This is a genomic window from Streptomyces sp. NPDC002911 (assembly GCF_053591835.1).
Genome location: NZ_JBSFUO010000032.1, coordinates 1 through 26,191, shown reverse-complemented (window position 1 = coordinate 26,191; position 26,191 = coordinate 1). Strand labels below are relative to the sequence as shown.

The 26,191-nt window shown below is 70.3% G+C and carries 26 protein-coding genes; 8 read left to right on the top strand and 18 right to left on the bottom strand.

Annotation, left to right across the window (positions count from 1 at the left end):
- Nucleotides 1-210 precede the first annotated feature (210 nt).
- The 5 genes from ACWD04_RS29550 (at nt 211) to ACWD04_RS29530 (ending at nt 5,011) form a co-directional block, all read left to right on the top strand.
- On the top strand, nt 211-1,125 hold the full coding sequence (locus tag ACWD04_RS29550; protein WP_451136804.1) for an aromatic prenyltransferase: 915 nt from the start codon (nt 211-213) through the stop codon (nt 1,123-1,125).
- A 117-nt stretch (nt 1,126-1,242) separates the two neighbouring features.
- Nucleotides 1,243-1,719, top strand: coding sequence for a carboxymuconolactone decarboxylase family protein (locus ACWD04_RS29545; RefSeq protein WP_451136803.1), 477 nt, complete (start codon nt 1,243-1,245; stop codon nt 1,717-1,719).
- A 120-nt stretch (nt 1,720-1,839) separates the two neighbouring features.
- A complete protein-coding gene (locus tag ACWD04_RS29540; protein WP_451136802.1) occupies nt 1,840-3,318 on the top strand; it encodes an FAD-dependent monooxygenase in 1,479 nt (492 codons plus the stop codon).
- Between the two features lie 130 nt (nt 3,319-3,448).
- Nucleotides 3,449-4,519 carry a methyltransferase gene (locus ACWD04_RS29535; RefSeq protein WP_451136801.1) on the top strand — a complete coding sequence of 357 codons (1,071 nt, stop codon included), beginning with the start codon at nt 3,449-3,451 and terminating at the stop codon, nt 4,517-4,519.
- Nucleotides 4,520-4,543: 24 nt separating this feature from the next.
- Nucleotides 4,544-5,011, top strand: a complete 468-nt coding sequence (locus ACWD04_RS29530; RefSeq protein WP_451136800.1) for a TetR/AcrR family transcriptional regulator — start codon at nt 4,544-4,546, stop codon at nt 5,009-5,011.
- A gap of 51 nt (nt 5,012-5,062) precedes the next feature.
- Here the strand turns inward: ACWD04_RS29530 and ACWD04_RS29525 are convergent, their stop codons facing one another.
- The gene (locus tag ACWD04_RS29525) at nt 5,063-5,551 is read right to left on the bottom strand and encodes a PhzA/PhzB family protein (protein ID WP_451136799.1); all 489 of its coding nucleotides are present in this window, start codon (nt 5,549-5,551) and stop codon (nt 5,063-5,065) included.
- 216 nt (nt 5,552-5,767) lie between these two features.
- On the opposite strand from ACWD04_RS29525, the gene ACWD04_RS29520 reads away from it, so the two are divergent.
- On the top strand, nt 5,768-6,817 hold the full coding sequence (locus ACWD04_RS29520; RefSeq protein ID WP_451136798.1) for a methyltransferase: 1,050 nt from the start codon (nt 5,768-5,770) through the stop codon (nt 6,815-6,817).
- 100 nt (nt 6,818-6,917) lie between these two features.
- Here the strand turns inward: ACWD04_RS29520 and phzG are convergent, their stop codons facing one another.
- The 6 genes from phzG to ACWD04_RS29490 form a co-directional block, all read right to left on the bottom strand.
- The gene (gene phzG, locus ACWD04_RS29515) at nt 6,918-7,580 is read right to left on the bottom strand and encodes a phenazine biosynthesis FMN-dependent oxidase PhzG (protein WP_451136797.1); all 663 of its coding nucleotides are present in this window, start codon (nt 7,578-7,580) and stop codon (nt 6,918-6,920) included.
- A complete protein-coding gene (locus ACWD04_RS29510; RefSeq protein ID WP_451136796.1) occupies nt 7,573-8,412 on the bottom strand; it encodes a PhzF family phenazine biosynthesis isomerase in 840 nt (279 codons plus the stop codon). Before ACWD04_RS29510 ends, phzG begins: the two co-directional genes overlap by 8 nt.
- 46 nt (nt 8,413-8,458) lie before the next feature.
- Nucleotides 8,459-10,366, bottom strand: coding sequence for an anthranilate synthase family protein (locus tag ACWD04_RS29505; protein ID WP_451136795.1), 1,908 nt, complete (start codon nt 10,364-10,366; stop codon nt 8,459-8,461).
- Nucleotides 10,363-10,986: an isochorismatase family protein gene (locus ACWD04_RS29500; protein ID WP_451136794.1), complete on the bottom strand. Its 624-nt coding sequence runs from the start codon at nt 10,984-10,986 to the stop codon at nt 10,363-10,365. The genes ACWD04_RS29505 and ACWD04_RS29500 overlap by 4 nt, the downstream gene beginning before the upstream one ends.
- 526 nt (nt 10,987-11,512) lie before the next feature.
- The gene (locus ACWD04_RS29495) at nt 11,513-12,019 is read right to left on the bottom strand and encodes a sigma factor-like helix-turn-helix DNA-binding protein (protein ID WP_451136793.1); all 507 of its coding nucleotides are present in this window, start codon (nt 12,017-12,019) and stop codon (nt 11,513-11,515) included.
- A complete protein-coding gene (locus ACWD04_RS29490) occupies nt 12,016-12,213 on the bottom strand; it encodes a hypothetical protein (protein WP_451136792.1) in 198 nt (65 codons plus the stop codon). The genes ACWD04_RS29495 and ACWD04_RS29490 overlap by 4 nt, the downstream gene beginning before the upstream one ends.
- A 776-nt stretch (nt 12,214-12,989) precedes the next feature.
- Here ACWD04_RS29490 and ACWD04_RS29485 point away from each other — a divergent pair.
- Entirely contained in the window at nt 12,990-13,439 is a 450-nt protein-coding gene (locus ACWD04_RS29485; protein WP_451136791.1) for a hypothetical protein, read from the top strand.
- Nucleotides 13,436-13,618 (top strand): hypothetical protein, encoded by a 183-nt coding sequence (locus tag ACWD04_RS29480; RefSeq protein ID WP_451136790.1) that lies wholly within the window; start codon nt 13,436-13,438, stop codon nt 13,616-13,618. The genes ACWD04_RS29485 and ACWD04_RS29480 overlap by 4 nt, the downstream gene beginning before the upstream one ends.
- Here ACWD04_RS29480 and pcaB read toward each other — a convergent pair.
- From pcaB to ACWD04_RS29425, 11 genes are all read right to left on the bottom strand, one after another.
- Nucleotides 13,587-15,020: a 3-carboxy-cis,cis-muconate cycloisomerase gene (gene pcaB, locus ACWD04_RS29475; RefSeq protein WP_451136789.1), complete on the bottom strand. Its 1,434-nt coding sequence runs from the start codon at nt 15,018-15,020 to the stop codon at nt 13,587-13,589. The genes ACWD04_RS29480 and pcaB overlap by 32 nt on opposite strands.
- Complete coding sequence (locus ACWD04_RS29470) at nt 15,010-16,968, bottom strand: FAD/NAD(P)-binding protein (protein WP_451136788.1); 1,959 nt, start codon at nt 16,966-16,968, stop codon at nt 15,010-15,012. Before ACWD04_RS29470 ends, pcaB begins: the two co-directional genes overlap by 11 nt.
- Before the next feature lie 76 nt (nt 16,969-17,044).
- Nucleotides 17,045-18,022 (bottom strand): 3-oxoacyl-ACP synthase III family protein, encoded by a 978-nt coding sequence (locus tag ACWD04_RS29465; RefSeq protein ID WP_451136787.1) that lies wholly within the window; start codon nt 18,020-18,022, stop codon nt 17,045-17,047.
- A 6-nt stretch (nt 18,023-18,028) separates the two neighbouring features.
- Nucleotides 18,029-19,204 (bottom strand): hydroxymethylglutaryl-CoA synthase, encoded by a 1,176-nt coding sequence (locus ACWD04_RS29460; protein ID WP_451136786.1) that lies wholly within the window; start codon nt 19,202-19,204, stop codon nt 18,029-18,031.
- A gap of 3 nt (nt 19,205-19,207) precedes the next feature.
- On the bottom strand, nt 19,208-20,269 hold the full coding sequence (locus tag ACWD04_RS29455; RefSeq protein WP_451136785.1) for a hydroxymethylglutaryl-CoA reductase: 1,062 nt from the start codon (nt 20,267-20,269) through the stop codon (nt 19,208-19,210).
- Nucleotides 20,266-21,354 carry a type 2 isopentenyl-diphosphate Delta-isomerase gene (gene fni / locus ACWD04_RS29450; RefSeq protein ID WP_451136834.1) on the bottom strand — a complete coding sequence of 363 codons (1,089 nt, stop codon included), beginning with the start codon at nt 21,352-21,354 and terminating at the stop codon, nt 20,266-20,268. Before fni ends, ACWD04_RS29455 begins: the two co-directional genes overlap by 4 nt.
- A complete protein-coding gene (locus ACWD04_RS29445) occupies nt 21,332-22,414 on the bottom strand; it encodes a phosphomevalonate kinase (protein ID WP_451136784.1) in 1,083 nt (360 codons plus the stop codon). Before ACWD04_RS29445 ends, fni begins: the two co-directional genes overlap by 23 nt.
- Entirely contained in the window at nt 22,411-23,466 is a 1,056-nt protein-coding gene (gene mvaD / locus ACWD04_RS29440; RefSeq protein ID WP_451136783.1) for a diphosphomevalonate decarboxylase, read from the bottom strand. Before mvaD ends, ACWD04_RS29445 begins: the two co-directional genes overlap by 4 nt.
- Nucleotides 23,456-24,463 (bottom strand): mevalonate kinase, encoded by a 1,008-nt coding sequence (gene mvk, locus ACWD04_RS29435; protein ID WP_451136782.1) that lies wholly within the window; start codon nt 24,461-24,463, stop codon nt 23,456-23,458. Before mvk ends, mvaD begins: the two co-directional genes overlap by 11 nt.
- Before the next feature lie 21 nt (nt 24,464-24,484).
- The gene (locus ACWD04_RS29430; RefSeq protein ID WP_451136781.1) at nt 24,485-25,711 is read right to left on the bottom strand and encodes an acyltransferase family protein; all 1,227 of its coding nucleotides are present in this window, start codon (nt 25,709-25,711) and stop codon (nt 24,485-24,487) included.
- A gap of 210 nt (nt 25,712-25,921) precedes the next feature.
- Nucleotides 25,922-26,191: adenosylhomocysteinase (locus tag ACWD04_RS29425; RefSeq protein ID WP_451136780.1), on the bottom strand; the 270-nt coding region annotated here is incomplete at its 5' end.

Below are 26,191 nucleotides of genomic sequence, written 5' to 3'. Positions count from 1 at the left end.
CACCTCACTTCGTGGCGGCCTTGGCGGGGCCACGGCACACATGTCACTCTTCCAGCACGCCAACCCTGCCCGGAATCTTCTGCGGGCAGCCGAGTTGAGCCTCGCGGCGCCGCCGATGACCGGCGGGCCCGCCCTGTGTGAACGTCACTCTTTTCCCTCGCACCGCCCGCGCCCGCCCGCGATGCGTCATGCGCCCTTGGAGGAGGACAAATGTCTGGAGCGACCGCGGTCGAAGACGTCTATTCGACCATCGAGGAGTCGGCCCGGCTGCTGGAGGTGCCTTGCTCGCGCGAGCGGATCCTGCCGGTCCTGACCGCGTACGGGAAGGGCCTCGCGAACGCCGGGATGGTGCTGAGCGTGGCGACCGGCAAAGACCCCGCCGACGACCTCGACTACACCATCACCGTGCCGGCCGGCGGCCCCGACCCCTATGCGGTCGCACTGTCCGAGGGCTTCGTCACAGCGCCGGACCACCCCGTCGCGGGGCTGCTCGACGAGCTCAAGGCGCGGGTCCCTGTCAGCGAGTACTTCATCGACGGCGGCATCGTCAGCGGCTTCAGCAAGGTCTACGCGCACTTCCCCAACGACATGCTCACCGTGGCGCAGCTCCTTGACGTCCCGTCCATGCCGGCGTCGGTGGCCGGCAACGCGGAGCTGTTCGCACGCCATCACATGGGCAACGTGGCGATGATCGGGATCAACTACCGCAGCAGGAAGGTCAATCTGTACTTCGCCCACCTCCCCGACGCCTTCCGTGCCGAGGACAACATCCAGTCGCTCAACCGCGAACTGGGCCTGGCACAGCCGCGGGGGCGGGCGCTGAAGTTCGCGCAGCGGTCGTTCAGGACGTATGTCACGCTCGGCTGGGAGTCCTCGCGGATCGAGAAGATCTGCTACGCGCCGGCGCCGGTCCGCGACTGGGATCCGTCGGTGCTTCCCGTTCCGCTCGACCCGCGGATCGAGAAGTTCGTGCGGAGCACGCGGTGCGCGTATTCCGACCGTCCGTTCGTCATCGCGGCCCTGAAGTGGTCCCCGGAAGGGCAGCACCTGAATCTCGGTCCGTACATCCGGCTCTCACCCCTGCTGCGGAATCTGCTGCACGAAGTCACCGGGGAAAAGGTGTGACCCCAGCCGCGCCATTGCGTCTGTGACGGGCATCACATCCGGCGACCTCACACTTTCCGGTGCTGCGTCGTCGGAAGAGTGCAGCGGTAGTAAACACCACCTTTTGAGGAGAGCATTATGACTGCACGGGTGAATCTTTTCGGTAGCCAGATCGCCGGTAAGGCCATGAAGGGCATCAACACGGCGAGCCTGGCCGTGATCAACAGTGGTCTTCTGCCCAAGGCGACGATCGATCTGCTGCTGCTGCGGGCGAGCCAGGTGAACGGCTGCGGCTTCTGCACGGACATCCACAGCAAGGACCTTGCGCACGCCGGGGAGAGCGCGGCGAGGGTCAACCTGGTCGCGGTCTGGCGCGAGGCCACCGTCTTCACCGAGGCCGAGCGGGCCGCCCTCGAGCTGGCCGAGCAGGGCACCCGGATCGCCGACGGCGCCGGCGGTGTGCCGGACGATGTGTGGGCGAACGCCTCCAAGCACTACGACGAGGAGCAGCTGGCCGCGCTGACCTGCCTGATCGCGCTCATCAACGCCAGTAACCGGCTCGGCGTCATCGGCGGTATCCCGGGCGGCAACTACACGCCCGGCCAGCACGGCTGACCTGGCCCGGCACCACCCGCACCACCCGCACCGCGATGCCCCGGACTTCGGAGTCCGGGGCATCGTGCTGCGTCCTTCGCACCGCACCGAGAACGTGAGAGACCTGAGGAAAGGATGGACATGGCCAAGAAACTGGATGCGGACGTCATCGTCGTCGGAGGCGGTCCTACCGGTCTGATGCTGGCCGGGGAACTTCGTCTGGGCGGGGCGAGTGTCGTCGTGGCCGAAGCGCTGGAGCAGCCCAGCGGTGAGTCGCGCGCGCTCGGTTTCACCACGCGTGCCCTGGAGTCGTTCGACCAGCGCGGTCTCGTCGAGCGTTTCCCGGGCCTGGAGACCAGCCCGTTCGGGCACTTCGGCGGTATCCCGTTCGACTACACCGTGCTCGAGGACGCGAACTTCGGGGCCCGTGGCGTTCCGCAGTCGCAGACCGAGGCGGTTTTGGAGGAGTGGGCCGGTGCGCTCGGCGCCGATCTGCGCCGCGGCCGTACGTTCCTCTCCCTGGAGCAGGACGAGGACGGCGTCACCATCGCTGTGGCCATCCCCGGTGGCGGGCAGGAGGAGCTGCGCGGCCGGTACCTGGTGGGCGCCGACGGCGCGCGCAGTGCGGTGCGCAAGGCTGCGGGCATCGGCTTCCCGGGCACATCCGGTGGTCAGGTCATGCACCTCGCCGACGTGGTCGGCTGCGGGGTGCGTCCGCGCCCGCACGGCGAGCGGCTGCCCGGCGGTCTGGTGCAGGTCTTCCAGTTGCCCGGCGGGGTGGAGCGCATCATCCTGTCCGAGTACGACACCTCGCTCCTGGGTGCCGGTGAGGACGTCGAGTTCGCCGATGTCGCCGCGGCGTGGAAGCGGGTGACCGGCGAGGACATCTCGGGCGGCACCGCGCAGTGGGTCAGCTCCTTCACCGACGCCACCCGGCAGGCCGCCGAGTACCGCAAGGGCCGCGTGCTGCTGGCCGGGGACGCCGCGCACATTCACCTGCCGGTGGGCGGTCAGGGCATGAGCGCCGGTGTGCAGGACGCGGTCAATCTGGGCTGGAAGCTTGCCGCCACTGTCGGGGGCCGGGCGCCCGAGGGCCTGCTGGACACGTACCACGCGGAGCGCCACCCGGTGGGTGCACGCCTGCTTTCGAACACCCGCGCCCAGGGGCAGGCCATCTTCGGCGGCGACGAGTCGCAGGCGCTGCGTGACCTGTTCGCCGAACTGATCGCCCTCGACGAGGTCAAGCGGCAGTGGGCGGGCGCGGTCAGTCATATCGACATCCGCTACGACATCGACGCGGACGGCCACCCGCTCGTCGGCCGCCGGCTGCCGCCGCGCACGCTGGACACCGCGGGTGGCGCGGTCCGTACCCCCGAGCTGCTGCACCCGGCGCAGGGCGTGCTGCTCGATCTCGCCGACAGCCCCGCGCTGCGGGACGCCGCGGCCGGCTGGAAGGGCCGGGTCACCACGGTCACCGGTACGCCGCCGTCGGCGGAGACTTTCGACGGCGCCACCGCGCTGCTGGTCCGTCCCGACGGATACGTCGCCTGGGCGGGCACCGGCACCGCCGGACTCGTCGAGGCCCTGCAGCGCTGGTTCGGCACGCCCGATCCTGCCTGATCCGTACCTGCCCCGACGGGCAGGCGAACGGTCCGGGCCGGGCGGCATCGCGTGCCGCCCGGCCCGGACCGTTCGTGTCCTGCTGCCCGGAGCGCTGGAGGCAGCACCCACTTCGAAAGGGATATCCGCAATGACGTCTGCCGCCACCCTGGCGCGGTTCCGCGAATACATGGTGGGCCCCTCACGGTTCATGACCCTGCTGTCCGCCTTCGAGCTCGGCATCGTCGACAAGCTCAGGCAGACACCCGGCCTGACCGCGGCCCAGCTCGGCGAGGCCGTCGGCGCCAAGCCCGACGCCATCGAGCAACTCCTCCTCCTGCTGGTCAAGGAGAGCTTCATCGCCCACGACCAGGACAGCGGTGCCTACACCCTCGACGCCCTCGCCGACCTCTCCGAGCACGACCAGCGGCTCGTGCTCGCCGATATGGACATGATCAAGATGGTCTCGCTGCGGCAGCTCTTCCATCTGGCCGAGAGCGTGCGCACCGGCAGCACCGTCGGCCTGCGCGAGGTCTACGGTTCCGAGGGCGACCTGTACAACGCGTTGGCGGAGCATGACGAACTGCGGGATTCCTGGGCGCGGTTGATGAACACCGCCACGGCTCACATCGACCCGTGGTTCTTCGGACACGTCGACATCCCCTCCGGTGCGCAGGTCCTCGATCTCGCCGGCAACACGGGCCTCGGCGCGATCCACACGTTCCGGCACAAGGCCTCGCCGGGGCTGAAGGTCACCACCTTCGACCTGCCGGCGAAGGAGGAGGAATGCCTGGAGAACTTCAAGGCCCATGGTGTGGAGGAGCACTGTTCCTTCATCGGCGGTGACGTCTTCGAGGAAGTGCCCACGGGGTTCGACACCGTACTGATCAAGCACTTCCTGCCCATGTTCGACAGGGGTGACGTGTTCAGGATCCTCAAGGGCGTCCACCGGTCGCTGGAGGCCGGCGGGACGATCAACGTCCTGGTGCCGGTGTTCCCCGAGGACATCAAGGACCCCGACAACTACACCGTCGACTTCTACCCCAGCTTCTTCATCGGCTGTGCCATGGGCCAGGGCGGGCCGCAGAAGCTGTCGACGTGGCGGCGCTGGATAGAGGAGTGCGGTTTCGAGGTCACCAAGGCGGTCGCCGAGGACCCGGCCGCCATGCCGAAGAACGCCCTCCCCGTGGAAGCCGTTCTCTGCGCGACGAAGGTCGCGTGACGACAGGAATCAGGAGGGAATGAGATGTCTCAAGTCGCTCAGACCGGAGAGGGCATGGCCGCCCTGAGCTCGCTGGGGGGTGTGCTCGCCCAGGCCGGCGCGGCGTCGCTCGGCGGGCCGCGCGAGCAGTTGGCCGAGAGTCTTCTGCGCTCGGCCCTGACCCGCTGGGAAGACCCCGAGGTGAGGCCGAAGCTGCTCGCCACCCTCGCCGCGGCGACCACCACCGAGGAGGGCGCTGAGCAGTTGCGCGACTTCCTGTACTCGCAGCTCTTCGCGCAGGTGGGCATCGCGCTCGATGACAGGCCGATGGACATCGAGCAGGTCGCCGAGATGCTCGCCGTTCCTGCGATCAACATCAACGCGGCGGCGGCGCAGGTCTGGGGCGTGGTTTTGTACCGCTACGTCCTGAAGATGGAGCCGATCGCATCGGCGTCGGGTGAGGAACTGATCGCTCTGCTCTCCCCGACCATCCAGCGTTATCTGCTCGGCTGACGTCCTGGCGGCCGGCCCTCGGCGGGCCGGCCGCCCGTCGCCTCGCGGCGGTCAGGTGGGGATTCCCTCGCGCTTGATCGTCGGGACGGGAATGCCGAGGGCCCGCAGCTGCTGGAACGGGTTCATGAACTCGCGATTCTGCACGATCCTTCCGTCGTCGAGCGCGAAGGAGTGCAGGAAGTGGTTTTCGTAGTGGCCCTCGGGATAGCCCGGGAAACGGATTTTTCCGTGCCCGTCGCACTCGACCCAGAAGAAGTCCGGGTCCTGCGTCTCGAAGACCTGGATGTTGTACCACTCCCAGTCCGGGAACATCTCGAGCGACCAGGCTCCGTGCTCGGCGAGGCGGTCGCGGCCCCTGATGACGATGGGCTCCCCGGTGTCGGTGGTCCACAGACCGCCGCTGCCGTGCTCGACGAACAGCTCGTGCCGGTGCAGTCTGGCCGGCCCTTTCGTGTCCGCCAGGTATTTCTCGACGGTGGCACGGTTCCTGCGCCGCAGCTCGGCGGCGTCGGTGAAGCCGTGCGATGCGTCATCAGCCATGAGTTCCCCTCAGCAGCGTGTTCGGGCCGGTCGAGGTGAATCATGGGGTTTGCCGCTCGGGGCCCGGTCGAGCAGTGCTGAACCGCTTCCGGCGCGTCCTCACGCGGTACTCGAGCGGGACGCGACGGGCGCGGCGCACGCTGGGGGGCGCATGCCGGCCTCGTGCACGCTCCGTGCGCCTGAACCTCGTACGGCATGGGAGAGGGGACCTTACCGATGGCAGGCGCTCGCCCGCGGGCCACAGCAGACCCGCAGCCGTCCGGGACCTCGCAGGTGACGGGCGAACTGCTCGAACTCGCTCTGGGCTATGTGTACTCGGCGGCTCTGCACGCCGCCGCGCGCTTCGGCGTCGCCGACCATCTGGTGGCCGGCCCGCGTACCGCCGAAGACCTCGCCGGGCTGGTGGAGGCCGATGGCCCGCATCTGTACCGGCTGCTGCGGTTCCTCGCCACCAAGGGCGTCTTCCGCGAGGACGACGAGGGCCGCTTCCACCTCACCCCGCTCGCCGAGCCGCTGTGTACGTACGCGGAGCGGTCCCTGCGTGACTACATCCGGGTGCGCGGTGAGGCGCCCTTCTGGGAGTCGGCGGGCCGCCTGCACGACGCGGTCCGTACGGGCACCACCGCCTTCGAGGGCCTGCACGGCATTCCCTTCTACGACTACGTCGCGGGCGAGCCGGAGTTCGGCAGGGCCTTCAACACCAGCATGGCGGCGTTCTCGGAGGCGCTGAGCAACGACATCGCCGAGGTCTGCGACTTCACCGAGGCCAAGAGCGTCGTCGACGTGGGCGGCGGGCGAGGCGGGCTGCTGCGCGCGGTCCTGCGGCGCAACCCGCACGTGACGGGCACCCTGTTCGACCTGGAGAACGTGGTGGCCGGGCACGTTCTGGACACTGCGGACCTGAGCGGGCGGTGGAGCGCCGTGGCGGGGGACTTCTTCGTCTCCGTGCCGTCCGGCGCCGATGTCTACCTCCTCAAGCACGTGCTGGCCAGCTGGCCGGACGAGCAGTGCCTTCGGATCCTGCGGACGTGCCGCGGTGCCATGCCCGCGCACGGACGGCTCCTCGCCGTCAACGCCATGATCCCGGCGGGCAACGAGCCTCATCCGGGCAAGACCATCGACATGCTGATGATGACGGTCCTGAACGGCAGGGGCCGCACCCGCGCGGAGTACGAGACGCTGCTCACGGCGGCGGGCTTGAAGGTCACGCGGGTCCTGGAGCCCTCGCCGCACGCGTCCGTGCTCGAGGCGGTGCCCTCCGTCTGAGTGCCTGCCCTCGAGCTGCCGCGGGAATGGAAGAGACCCCCGTCATCCGCCTCCCTTCCGGCGGGTGACGGGGGTCTTTCGTCGTTGCCGGGCCGTGGTCCTACGGCTGGAGCCGGCTGAACTCCCAGCCGTCGCCGGTGCGGTCGTAGCGCAGCCGCTCGTGCAGCCGGTCGGTGCCGTTGGCCCAGAACTCCACGGTGGCGGGGGCGAGCCGGTAGGCGACGTAGGCCGGAGGGCGCGGCAGGGGCCGCTGCTGTTGCCCCGCTTCCTTTGCCTTCGACCGTAGTTCGGCGAGATGGTCGAGGCCGGTCACCGGCCGGCTCTGCCGGGACACGGTGGTCATGGCGTGGGTGAAGGCAGGCCGTGCGAACCACAGGGCCTGTGTATCGGCGTCGGACAGCCGGTGCACGGGGCCCGCGAAGCTGACCTGCTGGCTGGTCTCGCGCCAGTACAGGACGCCGGACGCCCAGGGGTTCACGGCCAGTTCGCGGCCCTTCTGGCTGTCGGCGTGGGTGGCGAAGGTGATCCCGGCGCCGCTCACCGAGGAGAGGACGACGGTGCGCGAGGAGGTGCGGCCGTGAGCGTCGGCGGTGGCCAGGGCCAGGGCGCGGGGCTCGCGCACCTCGTGAGCGGCGGCGGCCTCCAGCCATGCGGCCAGCAGGCCCATCGGTTCGGCCGGGGGCGTCACGAACTGGGGGAAGTCCACCTCGACGGCTCCGGTGAGCGACTCGGATCGTGGGGGCAGGCCGGGACGGTCAGGCATGGAGTATTCCTTCGATGGTGAGGACGCCGTGACCGAAGACGTCGACGGAGTCGACCCGGTCACCTTCACCGTGCACGAGGGCGCCCATGGGTGAGGGGCGGCCGATCTCGACGCCCTGTGTGATCTCGATGCGTTGCCCGTACGCGGCGAGTCCGTGCCGGGCGAGATGGAGGGCGATGGGCCCGGCGGCGGAGCCCGTGGCGGCGTCCTCCACGACTCCGTACGCGGGCGAGAACATCCGGTTGCGCCATGACGTGCCTGCTCCCGCGTAGCAGTTGGCCGCCATGTCGGGGAAGCGGGCCAGGGCGCGGTGATCGGGCTCCAGCTTCGAGAGTGCCTCGACGCTCTCCAGACCGACCAGGACGTGACGGGGCCCGTTGCGGTAGATGTCCACCGGGAGCGTCGACGCGCTGATGCCCAGCGCCTCGAGGAGCTCGTCGGCGCGGTCGAAGGGTTCCCATACGGGCACCGGCTGCCGCATGCTCGCCGCGACGGCCTTCCCGGCGGTGCGGTCGAGCTCGAAGGGGATCACGCCCATCGCGGTCCCGATCCGCAGCCGGTCCGCGTACGTGCGGCTGCCCAGGGCGATGGCGGTACCCAGCAACGGATGCCCTGCAAAGGGGAGTTCGTTGACGGGGGTGAAGATCCGCACGTGGGCGTCGGCGTTGTCGTGCCGGGGCCGGAGCACGAACGTGGTCTCCGACAGGTTCATCTCCCGTGCGATGCGCTGCATCTGGTCGGAGGTCAGGTCGTCGCCGGCGAAGAACACCGCCACCGGGTTCCCGGTGAGGGGCTCGCGCGCGAAGGCGTCGACGACTGCGTAGGTGTGCATCCGTTCGTTCTCCCACTCGTCGAAATCGCAAAGGGGTGCGGGCGGTTCAGGCTGCGTGGGAGGCTTCGGCGGGCGCGAGCAGGCCGGCCAGGAGTGTGCCGATGATGCGGGGGCCGCCCCTGGTGAGCACGGACTCGGCGTGGAACTGGAGGGAGGCGAAGCCGGGGCCGCGCAGCGCGTGCACCTCACCGGTGACCGGGTCCCGGCTCACCCGTACCGGGCCCACCTGGTCCGCGATGACCACGTCGTCCTCGCTGACCAGGGAGAAGGTGTTGTAGAAGCCGACGTGTTCGGCGGTGCCGAACAGGTCGATGCGTTTCTGCGCGCCCTGGTTGGGCACCGCCCGGCGGCGCAGCGGCAGGCCGAGCCTGAGGCCCAGGACCTGGTGGCTGAGGCAGACGGCGATGAACGGCCGGTGTTCGCGTAGCAGCGTGTCGACGGCGGTGTGCAGGTGCCGCATCTTGGGGTGGGCGGTTTCCTGCGGATCTCCCGGGCCTGGCCCCATCACGATCAGGTCGTGACCCTCGAAGGTGTACTCCTGGTCGTACCGGCGGACCGTCACTCGCAGTCCCAGGGAGCGTAGTTGGTGGTCGATCATCGCGGTGAAGGTGTCCTCGGCGTCCACCACGAGGATGCTGCGCCCGGCCAGGTCGTTGGGTGCCGGGGTGCGGGCCGTGGTGCGGGCCAGCCAGAAGTCGGCGAGGGGGTCGTTGCGCCGCTGAAGTGCCCGCCGCACGCTCGGGTGGCCGGCGAAGCCTTCCGTGCCGTCGCCGCCGAGGGCCGCGAGGAGTCCGGCCGCCTTGGTGCGGGTCTCCGCCGCCTCGGAGGCCGGATCGGAGTGCCGCACGATGGTGGCGCCCACGCCGATACCGATGCGCCCTTCGGGGGTGATGTCCGCGGTTCGGATGAGGATCGCGGAGTCCATGACGCGCCGGCCGTCGGCGTCCCGTCCGATGAGCGCGGCGGTTCCGCTGTAGTAGCCGCGGCCGCCCGGCTCGTACTGGTGGATGGTCCGGCAGGCGTTCTGCAGCGGGCTGCCGGTGACGGTGGGCGCGAACATCGTCTCGCGCAGGATGTCGCGCACGTCTTGGTCGGTGCGTCCCTCGATGAAGTACTCGGTGTGCGCGAGCCTGGCCATCTCCTTGAGGTGGGGGCCCACGACCCGGCCGCCGTCCGCACAGATGCGGGCCATCATCTTGAGTTCCTCGTCGAGCACCATGTACAGCTCGTCGGTCTCCTTGCGGTCGCCCAGGAAGTCGAGGACGCCCGAGAGGGTGGGGCCGGAGTCCGGATAGCGGTAGGTGCCGCTGATGGGGTTCATGACGGCCGTGCCGTCCTGGAGGCTGATGTGGCGCTCGGGCGAGGCGCCGACCAGGGTGCGGGTGCCGGTGTGGATGAGGAACGTCCAGTGCACGCCTGATTCGCGTTCCAGGAGGCGGCGGAACAGGGCCGGGGCGCTGTGTGGACCGTAGTCCGTGATGTCGGCGGTGAAGGTGCGCTTGATGACGAAGTTGGCGCCCTCGCCGGTGCCGATCATCTCCTTGACGACGCGGCGCACCACCTCCTCGTACGCTTCGTCGTCGATGTCGAATCCGGCGCCGGCCAGGGGGGTCGGCACAGCGGGGAGGCGGGCCAGGGTTTCGCTGAGCGGCAGCTGTTGTCCGTCGGTCACGGTCATCGTCACGAGCGGCGTCCCGTCGTCCGCGCAGGCGAAGCCGCGCTCGGCGAGCTGCCGGTAGGGCACGAGGACCAGGGCCTCGTGGCGGGCGCCGGGGTCCTGTCCTGGGGGCAGTGCGATGTCGGCCAGTGTGGCGGGCTGGGACACCGGGCCCGCCAGGACGTCCACGGTGCCGGACCCGGTGGTGCCGGGCCGGTGCAGCAGGGCGAATGCCTCCAGTTCCCCCGCCAGCGCCCGCTCCAGCAGGTCGCCGGACGTCTTGTGTCCGTACGTCATGCGAACACTTCGTCGACCGTGGTGACCAGGGCGCAGCGTTCGGCGGCGTAGCGGAGGGCCGAGTGGTGGTGGGTGTGGGAGAAGTCGGCGGTGGCGTCGGCGACGAGGAAGGGCTGGATGTCGTTCGTGAAGGCTTCGACGGCGGTGGCGAGCACTCCGACGTGTGCGTAGACACCGCACAGGATGATCTGGTCGCGGCCCTGTTCGCGCATCCATTGCAGCAGGCCGGTTTGGAAGAACGCGCTGTAGCGCCACTTGGTGAGCAGCCGGTCGTGTGCGGCGGGGGCGAGTGCGTCGACCACTTGGCGGTCCTGGGGGTCGGGGCGCATGCCGGGGCCCCAGAAGTCCTTGAGCAGGCCGCGCTGTTCGTCGGTCATGCCGCCGGGCTGGGCGGTGTAGGCGACCGGGATGCCGCGGGTGGCGCAGCGCTCGCGCAGCAGCGCCGCGTTGCGGACCAGGTCCTTGCGCAGGCCGTCGGGGAACGGTTCGAGGAAGTACCGCTGCATGTCGTGGACGAGAAGGACCGCACGGTCCGGTTCGGCGGTCCAGTCCACGACGGGTGCGGGGACGTCGCCCGCGGTGGGCAGCGGGTACGGGCTGATGGCTGGGATGCCGGTCATGGCTCCACTTCCTGGTGGGTCAGGCGGTCCGGGACGAGATCATGGATCTGGCGTGCCACGGGTTGAGGCGGGGGGTCGCGGTGCGAGGTGCGGCGCTTGCCCGCGAAGCCGGTATCGGTCTCGGTGGTGGCGCGTGGGGTGTCGTCTCGGGCGTGGCCTTCAGGTGCGGGTTGCCGGGTGGCACCGCCCGCGCCGGACGGGCGCGGGGCGTGTGGCAAGCGCTTCGCCCACTTTGCGTATGTGCGGAGGTTCGCTTTATTCGGGTTGCTGCAGTGGCCCGCGGATTCGGATCCCCCGCCTGACGTCCTCCATGACGCTCCGGTTCATCGGTGTCGTCTGCTGACGGCCCATGAAGGGAGGGCGTTTTGATCAACGAAAGGGGGGTGTTACGGGCGGGTTTTGCTCGCACCGCAGGATGCCGGATCCAATACTGCGCCGTCCGGAATGCTTGCGCAACAGAATTCTTGAGTGCACGGCGGGCGCTCCAGTTGTATTCGACCGGCGCCCCGGCAGATGATGTGCTGAATTATTTTTCCTGTTGTTCACCGGGCTCTTCGGGGCCGGGCACCACACAAAACGTCCGGATCCGTCCGTCGACGATGTCGAGTGCCAGTGCGCCCCGGATCTCGCCGTATCGGTCGCGGAAGATCACGCCCGGCCGGCCGTCGACCGGCTGCAGTTCCAGGGTGATGCCGATCCGCATGAGCGGGGGGATGGTCGCGGCGAACGCCCGGGCCACGTTCTCGGCCCCGTCGATGCGCCGGGGCCATGCGTGGCCGGCCGGTGGGAGGGTGGCTGCGAGTCGGCGGCACGCCTCCTGCGAGCGGCCCAGTGCCGCCGCGATCTGGGGGAGAGTGCACGCGAAGACGTCTCGCAGGACGAGGAGGGCGCGCTCCAGGGGCGAAAGCTGCTCCAGCGCCGCCAGGGCGTCGGCCGGGGCCGCGCTCTGCGGTCCGCTCTCGCTGCCCGGGTTCCGGTGGACGCTCGCACCCGGCAGAGCTCGCAGTTTCTCGAGGTCCTCGCCCCTGGTCATCCTGTTCCTCCGTGCTCACCGCGGCGGCGTCCCGGCTCAGGCGGCCTCGTCCACGCGGTCTTCTGCTGGGCGGCGAGGAGGGTTGCGGGCTCCCGCGCGCCGGAGCGGCCCGGCGCGAGGCCGGGGTTCGGGGCGGGCCGTGCGAGGGCCGCCGGTTCGCCGGACGTGCGGTGGTCCGGGGCGGCGCCGGCCATGGCGTGATCTTGGGTGAGTGCCCGGGCGGCGATCTCGTCGTGCGAGGGTGCGGGGTCGGCATGGCGGCACTCCTCCACCGGCCGGTGCGGTCGTATCGTCGTCGGCGCTCTCAGGGCGGCTGCGGGGGCCTGGAACGCTATCCGTGGGTCTCCCGGCCGGGCAACGGCGTCCGAGCTGCGCGCGAGTGTGACTCGACCGGTTCTCCGGCGGGGCGAGACAGGAGCTGTGACGGGTGCGGAGCGCCCGTTCGGCGAGAGGTGGCGGTTCGGGTCGGCCGGGCGGTTCGCGCGCTGCGTGGTTTCCAGCGGGGCAGTTGAGGACTTTTCGGCCGTGCGTACACCGGCTGCGCACCCATAAACCTTGAATGGGCCTAGGGCCTCTCTTCAGCGGCGATGGACCGGGCTTTTCACGCCGCTTGATTATCACTCTCGCAGCACAGACCGAACATTGACACTCAGGATCGCTCATGAAACGCTCAAATTCCTCCATGGAGAAGCATGAGGAGTGCCGAGCGGACGCCGCCATCGCGTCCCCTTTTCCATGTGCATGCAATCCACGCCGATCGCAGGGCGAGTCACCTCGCGAAGGAGATCCAATGGAGTTCGACGTATGCCCCCGGAGCCACGTCCAGGAAATCCGCACTGCCATCGGGTCCGCCTTGTGCACCCCCTGTGTCCGGCAGCTGGAGCGCAACCTGCGTGTTCTTCCCGGCCTGTATCAGGAGTGTCTGCACCACATGTCGTCGTCGACGAGGCGGATGAGCAATCCTACGAAGGTGTCCGGGAGCCGGAAGCGGGACCGTCTGGACGTGTCCGTGCTGGACACCCGGTACAACATCGTCGCCGTCCTCGGATCGTGGGCGGAGGTCGTGGTGGAGGGGCTCGCCGTTCCCGCGCCGGATCGCCAGGTCACGCAGCTCACGCGCTTCCTGACGCGTCATCTGCAGTGGCTCACCGCCCAGCCGCCGGCCGCTGACTTCGCCGATGAGCTCGAGGGGCTGCGCCTCGATCTGCTGCGCGTCCTCGACCCGGAGCACGCCGGTCACCGTGTGTTCGCGGAGGCGTGTGTCGTGGATGACTGCACGGGAGACATCACCGCTCCGCCACAGATTTTCGCGTCGTCACGGAGGAGCAGCATCAGCTGCTCCTCGGGACACTCCTGGGAGATGCGGGAATGGCTCGTGCTGCGGCAGCTCATGAACCGGCAGCGAGAGGGCGCCGCGTGAACAGGCCGCCACGGCACCGGCTCATTCCGACGAGTGTCGCCGCCCTCGCGGCAGGCGTGTCGGAGGCCACCATCCGGAAGTGGGTGAGCCGGGGGAAGCTGACGCGCTACGGCACGCCGGGGCGCTCGGAGTTCGACATAGAGGAACTCACCGAGATCGCCTTACGGCGCCGGGGCTGAGAGCCTGCCGGGACAGTGCGCGCTCGGTCAGCACACCGGCGGCCCCCGTGTAGGCCCGGGCCTCGAACAGGTCGGTGAGCCGGGCCCCGGCGAGGAGCGCCGAGGTCCGGTCGTCCTGGCGCAGCACTTCTGCGAGGGGCTCGCCGGTGTGTGCCGACCGCGCCGACGCTTCGTTGAGCAGGTCCCGTGCCTGTGCCTTGCCGAGCAGCGGGGCCAGGGTGGCGGCGATCCGTTCGGAGACGATCCGGCCGCCGGTGAGCTCGGTGTTGGTGCGCATGCGGTCCACGTCCACGGTCAGTTGTGAGGTGAGCTCCACCGCTTGGTGTGCCGCGCCGCCGGTGAGTCGCAGCAGGGCGCGCAGTGTCTCCCATTCCGCGTGCCAGGCTCCGGCGGACCGCTCGTCCTCGCTCAGCATGCAGCCCAGTACGGTCGCGGCGAGCTGTGGCGTCTGCAGGGCGGCGGACCGGATGGCTGTGGCCAGGACGGGATTGCGCTTGTGCGGCATCGCCGAGGACGCGCCGCGGCCGGCGGGGGCCGGTTCGTGTACCTCCGCGACCTCGGTGCGGGTCAGGGACAGCACGTCGACCGCGATCTTGCCCAGGGCGCCGCAGGTGAACGCCGTCCCCGCGGCCAGGTCCACCACGGGGGTGCGCAGGACGTGCCAGGGCAGCAGCGGAGCGGACAGGCCCAGTTCGTCCGCGAACGCGTCCGTGAGGTCCGCGACGTAGGCGGCCGGGTCTGCGTCCCCGGCGTGTTGCAGGTATCCGGCCAAGGTTCCTGCGGCGCCGCCGAGTTGGACGGGCAGTCCGTCTGTGCTGAGCCGGTCCAGCTTCTCGAGCGCGTCCAGGACGAGGTCGCGCCAGCCCGCGGCCTTCAGGCCGAACGTCGTGGGTAGCGCGTGCAGGGTCAGGGTGCGGCCGGCCATCAAGGTGTCGCGGTGTGTTTCGGCGAGTGCGGCCAGGGCGTGCGTGACGTCTTGCAGGTCGGTACGGATCAGGCTCAGGGCCCGGTCGGCGACCAGGACGGTCGCCGTGTCGAGGATGTCCTGGCTGGTTGATCCGCGGTGTACGTACACGGCCGCGTCCGGGTCCGTGCGCGCGACCAGCGCGGTGAATTCCCTGACCAGCGCCACCACGGGGTTGGCGGACTGGCGTGCCTGCGCGGCCAGGGCAGGCAGGTCGAGTTGGTCGGCCCGCGCGGATTCGGTGATCACCCGCGCGGCCGCCTCGGGCACCGTGCCGAGCCGTGCCTGCGCCCGGCTCAGCGCCGCTTCCGCGTCCAGCATGGCCTGCAGCCATGCGTGATCGGAGACGGCGGCCACGACGGGGGTGTCCGCCCAGACCGGCGAGAGCAGCCCGAAGTCCGGTGGTGCCGGGGCCGGAAGGTGGTGGTCACTGGGCATGGATGAGTCCTTGTTCTGTGGGGGCGTCCTGTCCGGGCGCCGTGGCGCGGGCGAGTGCCGCGCGGGCGATGGCGTCGGCGTCCGTGAGTGTCACCGAGTTCACGCCCGGGCGGATGCCCGCGGCCGTCACCCAGTGCACCGACTCGGTGGGCACTCCGAAGGCGAAGCGGTTCGGGTGCGGGCGCCCGGCGGCGTCGATCAGGTGGAAGGGCCGCTCGGTGACGGCCATGCCGTCGCTCTCGTAGGCGCCGTGGGAGCGGTTGCGGATGCGGTAGGTGGTGCACTGTCCGGTGGTCAGGAGATGGCGCAGCAGTGCGTCGTTGGTGCGGGTCAGGGTGATGGCGGGCAGCCGGGCCTCGACGAGCGCGTCCGCGGTGACCGCCGACCCGGGCACGAGCGGCGAGTCGACGGCGTATCCGGTGTGTCCGGCGGTCACCCGCAGGCTCGGCCCGACGATCCGCAGTACGTCGGCCTCGATCAGCGCGATCAGCTCCTCGACGCGGCGCGCGGGCGGGCCGATGGACAGGTGGGCGTTGAGCGGGGTGTACCAGCCGTCCAGGTCGGTGCGGTACGAATCACCGTGCAGGCCGCTGTGGTCGACGGCCAGGCGGATCTCGTTGCGCAGGTCCCGCAGGACGTCGAGTGCTGCCTTGAGCGGGCCGTTGACGTTGCCGGCTCTGGCTTCCGCGACGTCCTGGCGCAGGTGGTCGAGGAGCCAGCCGGTGAAGTCCTGCGGGCCGGTGAACTTCCGGTTGCGGTAGGGCCGGGCCAGCAGGTCCCAGTCCAGGCGGTCCTTGTCCCCGATGCCGTACGTGTCGAGGATGGAGGCGGTCTGCCGCTCGCTGCCGTCGGCGTTCAGGTAGTCGTCCTGCAGCCGCTGGGCCTGGTGGGTGTCCCCGCGGGACCTGAGCAGCGTGGTGTAGTAGACCGTTTCGGCTTCCCGCGTGATCAGCGGCCACAGGTCGGCCTTGAAGTCGAGACCGGCGCCGCGCGCGGAGCGGCGCAGTGCGGCGATGTGCGCGGGGGTGAGCAGGAGTGGCTCGTGGCGGCCGTGCGGGCCCTTCTCGTTCTCGCCGCGGGCCTGGTAGGGGATGCCGCGCCGGGATCCCGCGTAGAGCCGGGGCTCGGAGCCGGAGGCGTGGTAGACGAGGCGGCCGCCGGTCCGGGTGAAGGTCCCGCCGCGTCCGAGGGTGAGCTGGGCGGTGTAGTCGGAGAAGTTCAGGCCGAGTCCGCGCAGCAGCACTCGTGTGTCCGGGGTCAGTACGTCGAGGTCGACGTCCGCCGGGTTGGCCGGGGGGATGTGTGTGAGCCCGGACCGGCTTGCCCGGGCGGCGAACTGGCGTTCGGTGGTGTCGGGTCGCGCGGGGAGGTGGCCCTGGCAGAGGATCACCGCGTCGAGTCCGGTCAGCCGGGTCGCGTCGCTCAGCTCCACGTGCTGGCGGGTGCCGTGAGCGGTGTCGGGGTCGTCGTGGAGGGCCACGGCGCGGGCGCGGTGCGCGGTGACCGTGATGTTCGGGGGTGCGCCTTCGACGGTGTGCTGGTAGACCCACCGCAGGTAGTGGCCGTGGAACGCGCGCGTCGGGTAGGTGTCGGGGCCCAGTTCGCGGGCCTCGCGCAGGATGTGTGCCGGGGGGTCGCCGTCCACCTCGCCCGCCGCGAGTGCCACCGCCCACTGGTGCAGGCTCGGCCCTGGTTCCAGTGGACCGCGCAGGTCGACGGTGGCGTCGGTGAACAGGGAGATCTGGCCGGCCACGGTGTTCATGAGCAGGTGCCGCGACTGGTCGGTCCGCCACACCTTGCCGGGGCCCGGCGGGTAGGGGTCGACCACGTGGATGTGGAGGGTGCTGTCCTCGGGGAGGGCACGGGCGTTGGCGCACAGGCGCTCGAGCACGGAGAGTCCGCGCGGTCCGGCACCTATCACGCACACCGTGTGGGGTCTGCCTGTCATGTTTACCGTTTCTGCCGGTGCTGGGACAACGGGGCGAAAGCGGCAGGGCCTCGGGGTGCCGGCCCCAGGGGCCTGTTCACCACTCGACCAGGGCGAGTCCTGCCGCCATGCCGCCGCCGAAGCCGGCGAGGAGGATGAGGTCGCCGGGCCGCAGGGCTCCGGCGCGGGCCGCCGCGTCCAGGGTGATCGGGATGGACGCGGCGCCGGTGTTGCCGTAGCGGGTGAGGGTGAGGTGCAGGGATGCCTGCGGCAGGCCCAGGTCCGCGAAGACCGCGTTGAGCAGGACACCGTTGGCCTGGTGCGGGACGAAGTGGCGGATGTCGCCGGGGGCGGTGCCGGCGTCGTGCAGGAACTGCTTCACCAGGGGAGGGAGTTGTTCCTCGACGAAGCTGCGCACCCCGCGTCCGTCCATGGCGAAGTACTGCTGGCCTGCGTCGATTCCGGCCGGGTCGAGGGGTTGCCGGCTGCCGCCCGCGGGCACCCGGATCAGGTCCGTCAGTTCGCCGAAGGTGTGCAGTGAGAGGTGCCGTACGCGTGCTCCCGCACCGCCTGGGCCCAGGACCATCGCCCCGGCGCCGTCGCCGAACAGCACGACGGTTCTGCGGTCGGCGGGGTTCAGGATGCGGGAGTACAGGTCGGCGCCGATGACCAGCGCGTGGCCGCCGCGCCGCGCGAGCATGCCCTCGACGGCGCCGAGTGCGAAGACTTCTCCGGAGCACACGGCGTTGATGTCGAACGCCGCCGCTCCCACCGCGCCGAGGTTGTGCTGCACGTACGCTGCGGTGGGCGGCTGCGGCCGGTCCGGTGTGGAGGTGGCGACCACGATCGCGGTGAGCTGGTCGGCGGTGATGCCGGCCGACGCGAGGGCGGCCCGTCCGGCGGCCGTGGCCAGGTCCGAGGTGGCCTGGCCGGGGGCGGCCCAGCGCCGTTCCCGGATGTCCGTCTTGCGGACGATCCAGGCGTCGTCGACGCCCGCGGCCGTGCTGACTTCGTCGTTGGAGACGATGCGGTCCGGTACATAGGCGCCCGTGCCGAGGATCGCGATGTCGGCCATGTGTCTCTAGCGCCTTTCGTAGATGCGCTTGTGTCCGCGCAGGGCCGCGAGCCGGAAGGCCCCGGTGGTCTGCGCCTGGGTGGGGTGGTCTCCCCCGTCGGCCGGGAAGGACCGTCCGTGCAGCTCGCGGTAGGCGGCGTAGTCGAGCGGTGTGCGCCGCTCGATCGCCTCGCGGTGCTCCTTGGTGCGCAGGTGGTCCCGGTAGCCGGGCATGACCTGTCCGGCGAAGAACTCGGCGACGCTGCCGGAGCCGTAGCTGAGGAAGCCGATGGAGCTGCCGGTGAGGTCGTCGGCCTGGTCGAGCAGCGCGGCGAGGCCGAGGTACACGGACGCGGTGTAGCTGTTGCCGACGACCGCGTTGTAGGCCGTGGTCAGCGCGATGGCCCGCTTGATGTCGGTCTCGTCGGTGTCGTGCCCGCTGGTGTTGAGCAGGTGGCGGTGTGCCTTGTGGGCCATCTTCGTGAACGGCTGGTGGTAGCAGAAGGCGCTGAACTCGTGCAGGGCGTGGCCGCCCTGCTCCGTGTAGTCCTTCCAGGTGCCCTCGACCGCCTGGAGATACGCGGTGATGGACTCCTGGCCGTCGACCAGTGCGGCTTCCCGGTAGTTGGGCCGCCAGAAGTCCATGACGTCGGCGGTGAACAGGCCCGAGGGGCCCTTGATGCGCACCAGGGCGGGGTCTCTGCCGACGAGCATGGCCACGGCGGCCGCGCCCTGCGTCGCCTCCCCCGGGCTGTCGAGCTCGTACTTGGAGATGTCGCTCGCGATCACCAGGACCTGCTGCTCGGGGTCGCGGTGGACGAGACCGAGGGCGAACTGCAAGCCGGCCGTCGCCCCGTAGCATGCCTGCTTGAGTTCGACGACGCGGGTGGCCGAGGGCAGCCCGAGCAGCGAATGGACGTACACTCCGGCCGACTTGGCCTGGTCGATCGATGACTCCGTCGCGAAGAGGACCGTACGGATACGGTCGGTGCCGTGCCGGGCGATGAGGGGTTCGGCGGCGGCTGCGCCCAGGGTGACGATGTCCTCGTCGGCGGCGGGCACGCTCATCGACTGCTGGCCGATGCCCACGTGGTATTTGCCGATTTCGGTGCCGTTGTGCGCGGCGAGTTCCGTGTGCGGCAGGACGAACTCGGTCGTCGCGAACGACAGATCGTGTATTCCGATCGCGGATTCACCGGCCATGTTCTAGGCACCGACCTTTGCTGTCTGGTTGTCGCGTTCCAACAGGAGGTGTGCGCGCATGAGTTCGCCGGGGTTCGTCTGGGCGGCGAGGAGCGAGAGTTCACCGCAGAGGACGGTCGCCGCCGCGATGACCGCGAGGCGGCGGGCGTTCTCGCCGGGGGCGCGCTCGGCCCGGCAGCCGAGCCGGGCCAGGTTGGTCTCGACGAAGCCGAGGCCCTTTCCGTTGCCCACGGTGCCCACGATCAGGTTGGGCAGGGTGCAGGAGAAGTAGAGGTCGCCGCCGCGGTCCTCCGCCATGGTGATGCCCTGGGAGCCCTCGACGATGTTGGCCGCGTCCTGGCCCGTCGCGAGGTAGAACCCGAGCAGCATGTTCGCGAAGTGGGCGTTGGCTGAGCGGATTCCGCCGGCCAGCAGGGTGCCGAGCAGGTTCTTGCGGAGGTTCAGCTCGACGATCTTCGCCGCCGATGTGTGCAGGACGTTCTCGACGACGTCGCGGGGCACGAGCAGTTCGGTGATCACGTTCTTGCCGCGGCCCAGGATTCCGTTGACCGCCGTTGCTTTCTTGTCCGTGCAGTAATTTCCGGAGATCGAGCCGTAGGAGATACCCGGGACCGTCTGCAGAAGGTGCTTCAGGAGTGCGTCGGAGGCGAGCGTCGCCATGTTGTGCCCGGAGGCGTCACCGGTGGAGAACTCGAACCGGATGAACAGCAGATTGGCCGTGATCTCGTGCCGGATGCCGATGAGTTCGGCGAACCGGCTGCAGCCGCGTACCACGTCGCGCAGTTCGTCGGTCCGCGCCTTGATGGTTTGCGCGGCGGTGTACGCGGTCCCGGCGTCCACCGCCTCGACGAGTACCGACCGGGTCATCCGTTCGTCGACGAGGGTGGCGACGATGCCGTGTTCGGCCAGCATGGAGACCTTGGCCCCGCGGCCTACGGAGGGCCACAGCGGCGTCTCGTAGGTGGCGAGCGGGACCGGGGTCTGGGTGGTGGCGACGTTCCCCGAAATGCGAAGGGGCCCCACCCACTTCATCGGGACGCCGGCTATCGCGTGTGCGTCAGTCATCGTGTACTTCCCGTCAGCTCGTGGGCGTCGACGGCACGGGTCCGCTGGGCGAGCGGCCGCGTGTCGATGCCCCGGTCGGTGCAGAAGGAGCGGAGGTCGCCGCGGATCGTCAGATCGCAGTGGGCCAGGTCGGCGGGGGTGCGTGCGCCGAGCATGGTCTGCAGCGCCGCCAGCTGGTCGAGCCATGTCGAGATCTGCTCGATGAGCGCGGACACACCGCCGTCCAGGAGTGTGCGGAGGAATCCTCCGGACACGCCGACGCCCGAGGCGCCGAGCGCCAGGGCGCGGGCGACGTCGAGCGGGTGGCGGACGCCGCCGGAGGCGAGGACGGGAAGGCCGGCGCCTTGCGTGTCCAGGAGACAGGCGGCGGTGGACAGGCCCCAGTCGTGGAGGTAGGCGTAGTCGGCGAGTTCGCGCCGGCCGTTCTCGATGCGGGCGAAGTCGGTGCCGCCCCGGCCGCCGGTGTCCGCCACCGAGACGCCGAGGTCCCGTAGTGTCAGGACGCTCTCGCGGCTCAGGCCGAATCCGACCTCCTTGACGATGACGGGGATGTCGACGGCCGCCGCGATCTTCCGGATCTGCGGGACCCAGGCGGAGAAGGACCGGTCGCCCTCCGGCATCACCGTTTCCTGCACGGTGTTGACGTGGATCTGCAGTGCGTCGGCCCGCAGCAGGCCGACGGCGCGCCGCGCCTGTTCGCTGGAGGCGTTCGCGTTGACGTTGGCCAGCACGAACCCGTCCGGGTTGTGGGTGCGCAGCACACTGAAGGTGTCCGCACAGGCGGGGTCCTTGAAGTAGGCGCTCATGGATCCCGACGCGAGGGGTACCCCGGTCTCGCGGGCGGCGACGGCCAGGTCGCGGTTGATGATGCCGGTCTTGACGGAGCCGCCGGTCATCGCGTTGACGTACAGCGGCACCTGCCAGGAGATGCCGGCGAAGGTCGTGGCCAGCGAGACGTCCGGCCGGTCGATGCCGGCCAGGGCGTGGTGGACGAACGACACCTCGTCGAACTGGTTGCGTCCGCTGTGCGCGCGCTGCTGCTCGGCAGCGAGCCGGACGTGGTCATCCTTGCGTTGCCCGATCATGCCGGTCATGCCGGTCCTCCTCGTGTCTTTCCTTCGCGGGACGGATCCGCAGGGGCCGCACCCCCGCCGCGGCCCACCGTTCGCGTACGTGGGCGATGTCCGGGGACGCGTCGGCGTCCAGCAGGGCGATGCCGCAGTCGCCGCCCCCTGCCCCTGAGGGTTTGGCCGCGCCGCCGACGGATTCGGCGGCGTCGCACAGCGCCGTCAGTTCGGTCGTGAAGATGCCGAGGTCGGCGTCCTCGTCGAGGCGTGCGAGTTCGTGCCGGGCGCGCCGGATCTGGCGTAGGAGGCCGGTTCGGTCGCCGGTTTCCAGGGCTGCGGCCGCGGCGTGTACGAAGTCGGTGGAGGTCTTGACGAACGTCCGGTGCGCGGCGCTGCCCCGCCAGGTCCGCCTGTGCAGGGCGGCCACGAGGGACGTGGTGGAGGCGGGCCGTCCGGTCCAGCCGACCTCCAGGGCGAGCCCGCGGGGCGGCGGAAGCCGGCGTACGTCGTAGCCGGGCCAGGGTGTGTGCAGTGCTTCGGCGACGCCGCGGCGGCGGGCCAGGTCGAGGACGAGGTCGCGGTCGGGCGCCCGGTAGGCGATCCAGCCGCCCCAGGTGCTGGCGGCGAGATCACCGCCGGAGCCCTTGGGGTCGATCCGGGCGGTGGCGAGGAGGGCGAGCCGGAACAGGTGGTCGTGGGAGAGCTCCAGGCCGCAGAACGCCGCGACGGCACGGACGGTCGCCACCGTGACCGCGCCGCTCGATCCGAGTCCGAACTTGCGGCCTCTCTCGTGCAGTTGGCTGTGGGTGGAGACGTCCAGCGTGGGCATGGGCATGCCGTGTTCGGCCAGCAGACGGCTCACGGTCGCTTTCGCGGCCACCACGTGGGCCGGCCTGGTCCGCGGGCCGAGGTCGCAGGAGATCACCCCGTGGGTCGTGGCGGCGTCGGACACGGTGACCGTGATCTCCCGGTCCACGGCCACCAGGATCGCGGGGGTGCCGGGTTCCACCACCGCGTACTCGCCCGCGACGAACAGTTTGCCCGGCGCGCTGCGCACCACCGTGCGCCGGGAGGTCATCGTCCGTCCCGGGCGAGGAGACGGGCGGCGGGGCCCGGCCCTGCGAGGTGCACCGCGGCGCCCGGGGCGGCGCCGCGCACGGCGTCGGCGACCCGCTCGGCGTCCGCCCGGTGGCAGAGCACCTTGACGTTGGGTCCGGCGTCCATGGTCGCGTAGGCCGGAGTTCCGTCCTGTCGGAGCCGGAGTACGGTGTCGAGCACGCTGAGCGTGGCCGGCGCCAGATAGCGGACCGCCGGGCGCGCCGCGAGCATGGTCGCGTGCATGCCGAGTGCGTTGCGCTCGGCGATCTCCCCCACCGCGTCGAGATCGCCGCTCCGCAGCGCCGTCCGCATGCCGGTCAGGTCGTCGGTGCTGGAGCGGGCCCACGGCTCGTACAGCGGCGATGTGGCGACGGTCCGCCGCATGGCCGCACGGCTTGACACGGCCTTGGGGCCCGCGTCGACGACGGCTATGACCAGGGCCGGGTCGAGTTTGTCCACGGGCACCGGTTCGGCGTAGGAGGCGAGGTCGGCGTCTTCTGCCGGTGCGTCGGGCGGCCCCGCGTGCCACTGGGCGAAGCCGCCGAACAGCGAGCGGGAAGCCGATCCGGAGCCGCGCCGGGCAAGCCGCGACAGCGCCCTGGCGTCGAGGTCGAGTCCGTAGGCGCGGGCGGCGGCGACGGTGAGCGCGGCGAAGCCGCTCGCCGAGGACGCGAGACCCGCCCCGGTGGGGACGGTGTTCTCGGTGTCCACGACGGCACTCCTCGAGGAGCGGGCCCGCTCCCGCACCAGGTCCAGGAACGCGGTGACACGCCGCAGCGCTTCGCCCGTCACCGGTCGGCCGTCGAGCGTCACCGTGTCGTGCCCGGCCTCGGTGCCGAGGCGGACCTGGGTGATCGTCGGGAAGATGTCCAGGGTCATGGAGAGGCTGCTGGTGTGCGGCAGGACGAGCCGCTCGTCGCGCTTGCCCCAGTACTTGATCAGGGCGATGTTCGGGTATGCGACGGCCGTGGCACGTTGGGCGGTGTACCGTTCCTGGGCCCGGGCCTGGGCGGCTTCTTGGTCAGCTCGCATGGTGGGAAGGTCCCTTCAGCGGGAGGGCCCAGGTCTGCGCGGCGCCGGCTTCGTGCAGCCGCCGGGTGACCTCCCGGGCCTGTTCCATCCGGGTCAGGACGATCGCGCAGCCCCCCAGACCGCCTCCGGTGATCTTGGCGCCGAGGCTGCCCGCGGCGAGTGCCGCGTCGACCAGCGCGTCGATCCGGCCGGTGCTGAGGCCGGCCGTGCGCAGCAGTTCGTGGTTGTCCGTGAGGCAGTTGCCGAGTTCCTCGGGCCTGCCCTCGGCGAGGGCCCGCCGGGCCTGGTCGGTCAGTTCCGAGGCGCGGCGCACGAATTTCTCCTGTGCGCCCGCCTGTTTCCGGAATGCGGCGCGCAGGAGCTGGACCGCGTCCTTGGTCCGGCCCATGTCGCCGCTGTCAGCGATGATGAACAACCCGTCCACGTTGACGGGCAGTTCGTGGACCTCACCGTGCTGGAACAGCAGTGGGGCGCTCGCGCCGACGGTCCTGGCGTCGACGCCGCTGGCCCGGCCGTGCGCCACGCTCTCGGCCCTTTGCACCAGGTCGTAGGCGGCGCTCTCCGGCATCTCGCGGCCGAAGAGGTCGGCGAGGGCGAAGACGATCGCACGCGCGCAGGCCGCGCTGGAGCCGAGTCCCCGGCCGGGTGGGACCGCGCAGTCGACGATCACGTCGAGGTGCGGGCTTTCGAGGACGCCCAGGAATGTCCTGACCTCGGTGACGAGCCTCTGCAGGCTGCTGGAGGCCTCGGTGACCAGTGGCGGCGATGCGGAACCGGTCATCGTGAAGAGCACGTCGTACTGGTCGTCCGTGGTGTGGGGCGACCAGCCCGCGCTTGCCATGACCGTCAGCTGCGGAACCGGCAGGGCGAGCGCCGGGGCTCCGTACACGACCGCGTGTTCACCGAGCAGAATCGCCTTGGCGTGGGCGCGTCCGGTGCCGATGGAACGCGTCCGGTACTTCTCTGGTGCGCCCTCTGGCGAGGTCGGTGGAGTCAACGCGTTCAGCTCCCTGGGAGGTCATACGGTTTCGCCGGTCGGAACGTGCTCCGTGTTGCGGGGCGCGCTCTGCGGCGTGGGCGGTGAGGGCGGTGCGGGCCGCTTCCTGCTGTGGCTCCAGCGGCGCATCACCGGTGCCTCCACCAGGCTGTGCAGCAGCCAGGCGGCCAGCAGGTTCGCCAGGAACAGGCCGGCCAGGAGAATCAGGGCCGTGCCGGTGGTGAAGGTGCGTCCGTCGAGCAGCTCGGGGCGCCCGTAGAAGAGCACCAGAACCTGGGCCATGTAGAAGGCGAAGGAGACTTTGCCCAGCCACACCATGGTCCGGCCGGCCAGCCAGCCGCCCTCGCCCTGTACGTCCCTGGCGGCCGCGGCGCAGATGATCATGCCGGTCGGGACGATGGTGGTGAGGCTGAAGCTGTACGGGGCGGGGGCGGCGATCGCGCCGTAGTACCCGACGGCGAAGAGGGCCGCCGAGGGCAGCAGGCCGATGCGCGGCCACAGGCCCGCGATGACGATGCGGGCGAGCATCATGCCCAGGACGAACTCGAACAGGCGTGGCGGCGGGAACGCGTAGCTGAACCATTGCTGGTTGATGGCCAGTTCGAGCCCGGGGAGGCGGGCGTCGCCGGGGATGTACCGCGTCAGGACGGTCACGCCCGCCACGCCGGCGACCATCCCGCCGGCCCACAGCCACAGCCTGTTCTCCGCGATCCGCCGTACCAGAGCGATGAACAGCGGGAAGAGGGCGTAGAAGAGGACTTCCGCACAGAGCGACCAGGAGGGGAAGTTGACGCTCTGCACGGTGTCGACCCGGTTGCTGAAGGTGTGGACCAGGAACAGGTTGGGCAGCCAGGCGTGGAGCGGGGTGGCGGAGGCGAACAGCCACATCGCCAGCGCCCAGGTCACGATGTGGTTCGGGTAGACCTTCAGCGCGCGGCGCCGCCAGAACCGGGTGAACCGGTCCCCCGGCGTCGAGGACCAGGTCAGCACGAAGCCGCTGAGCACGAAGAAGAAGGAGACTCCGATGTTCCCGGCGGAGTCGAAGAAGCCGGCCAGCGGCTTCGCGACGTTGGGGTCGTGGAAGAGGGTGAACGGCGCCTTCGGGTCAAGGGGGTTGAAGAGCATCGTGCTGTGGGCGAGGAATACGAGCAGGGCCGCGAGGAACCGGATGCCGGTCAGCGAGGGCAGCGTGGGTCGGCGCTGCGAGGGGGCGCTGGTGGTCGCCGCTAGGGCTGGTGGGACTGCCATTGCGCACTGCCTTTCGATCGGAGAAGCGGCCCGCCGACGATGCCGAGGCAGAAAAAAGCCAACTTCCGTTCTTCGGAACGGAAGTTGGCTGTGTTGACGTCGCTGTGCCGCACGCCCGAGCAGATTTCGGGCAGGGGTGACGTACGGGAATAGTGACATATTGTCATGCGCACACCAAGCGCTTTCGGAGTGACGTGGGTCACTCTGCGGTCAGTAGCGGTAGAGGTCGGACTTGTACGGGCCTTCGACCGGGACGCCGATGTAGTCGGCCTGCTCCTGGCGCAGGGTCGTGAGCTTCACGCCGAGCGCGTCGAGGTGGAGCCGGGCGACCTTCTCGTCCAGGTGCTTCGGCAGCACGTAGACATCGGTCGGGTACGCCTCGGGCTTCGTGAACAGCTCGATCTGGGCCAGGGTCTGGTCCGCGAAGCTGTTGGACATGACGAACGAGGGGTGACCGGTGGCGTTGCCGAGGTTCAGCAG

Bases quoted from the DNA above. Each gene is read 5' to 3' on its own strand.
- ACWD04_RS29550 (WP_451136804.1), top strand. From the start codon at position 211: ATGTCTGGAGCGACCGCGGTCGAAGACGTCTATTCGACCATCGAGGAG.
- ACWD04_RS29545 (WP_451136803.1), top strand. From the start codon at position 1,243: ATGACTGCACGGGTGAATCTTTTCGGTAGCCAGATCGCCGGTAAGGCC.
- ACWD04_RS29540 (WP_451136802.1), top strand. From the start codon at position 1,840: ATGGCCAAGAAACTGGATGCGGACGTCATCGTCGTCGGAGGCGGTCCT.
- ACWD04_RS29535 (WP_451136801.1), top strand. From the start codon at position 3,449: ATGACGTCTGCCGCCACCCTGGCGCGGTTCCGCGAATACATGGTGGGC.
- ACWD04_RS29530 (WP_451136800.1), top strand. From the start codon at position 4,544: ATGTCTCAAGTCGCTCAGACCGGAGAGGGCATGGCCGCCCTGAGCTCG.
- ACWD04_RS29525 (WP_451136799.1), bottom strand. From the start codon at position 5,551: ATGGCTGATGACGCATCGCACGGCTTCACCGACGCCGCCGAGCTGCGG.
- ACWD04_RS29520 (WP_451136798.1), top strand. From the start codon at position 5,768: ATGGCAGGCGCTCGCCCGCGGGCCACAGCAGACCCGCAGCCGTCCGGG.
- phzG (WP_451136797.1), bottom strand. From the start codon at position 7,580: ATGCCTGACCGTCCCGGCCTGCCCCCACGATCCGAGTCGCTCACCGGA.
- ACWD04_RS29510 (WP_451136796.1), bottom strand. From the start codon at position 8,412: ATGCACACCTACGCAGTCGTCGACGCCTTCGCGCGCGAGCCCCTCACC.
- ACWD04_RS29505 (WP_451136795.1), bottom strand. From the start codon at position 10,366: ATGACGTACGGACACAAGACGTCCGGCGACCTGCTGGAGCGGGCGCTG.
- ACWD04_RS29500 (WP_451136794.1), bottom strand. From the start codon at position 10,986: ATGACCGGCATCCCAGCCATCAGCCCGTACCCGCTGCCCACCGCGGGC.
- ACWD04_RS29495 (WP_451136793.1), bottom strand. From the start codon at position 12,019: ATGACCAGGGGCGAGGACCTCGAGAAACTGCGAGCTCTGCCGGGTGCG.
- ACWD04_RS29490 (WP_451136792.1), bottom strand. From the start codon at position 12,213: ATGGCCGGCGCCGCCCCGGACCACCGCACGTCCGGCGAACCGGCGGCC.
- pcaB (WP_451136789.1), bottom strand. From the start codon at position 15,020: ATGCCCAGTGACCACCACCTTCCGGCCCCGGCACCACCGGACTTCGGG.
- ACWD04_RS29470 (WP_451136788.1), bottom strand. From the start codon at position 16,968: ATGACAGGCAGACCCCACACGGTGTGCGTGATAGGTGCCGGACCGCGC.
- ACWD04_RS29465 (WP_451136787.1), bottom strand. From the start codon at position 18,022: ATGGCCGACATCGCGATCCTCGGCACGGGCGCCTATGTACCGGACCGC.
- ACWD04_RS29460 (WP_451136786.1), bottom strand. From the start codon at position 19,204: ATGGCCGGTGAATCCGCGATCGGAATACACGATCTGTCGTTCGCGACG.
- ACWD04_RS29455 (WP_451136785.1), bottom strand. From the start codon at position 20,269: ATGACTGACGCACACGCGATAGCCGGCGTCCCGATGAAGTGGGTGGGG.
- fni (WP_451136834.1), bottom strand. From the start codon at position 21,354: ATGATCGGGCAACGCAAGGATGACCACGTCCGGCTCGCTGCCGAGCAG.
- ACWD04_RS29445 (WP_451136784.1), bottom strand. From the start codon at position 22,414: ATGACCTCCCGGCGCACGGTGGTGCGCAGCGCGCCGGGCAAACTGTTC.
- mvaD (WP_451136783.1), bottom strand. From the start codon at position 23,466: ATGCGAGCTGACCAAGAAGCCGCCCAGGCCCGGGCCCAGGAACGGTAC.
- ACWD04_RS29430 (WP_451136781.1), bottom strand. From the start codon at position 25,711: ATGGCAGTCCCACCAGCCCTAGCGGCGACCACCAGCGCCCCCTCGCAG.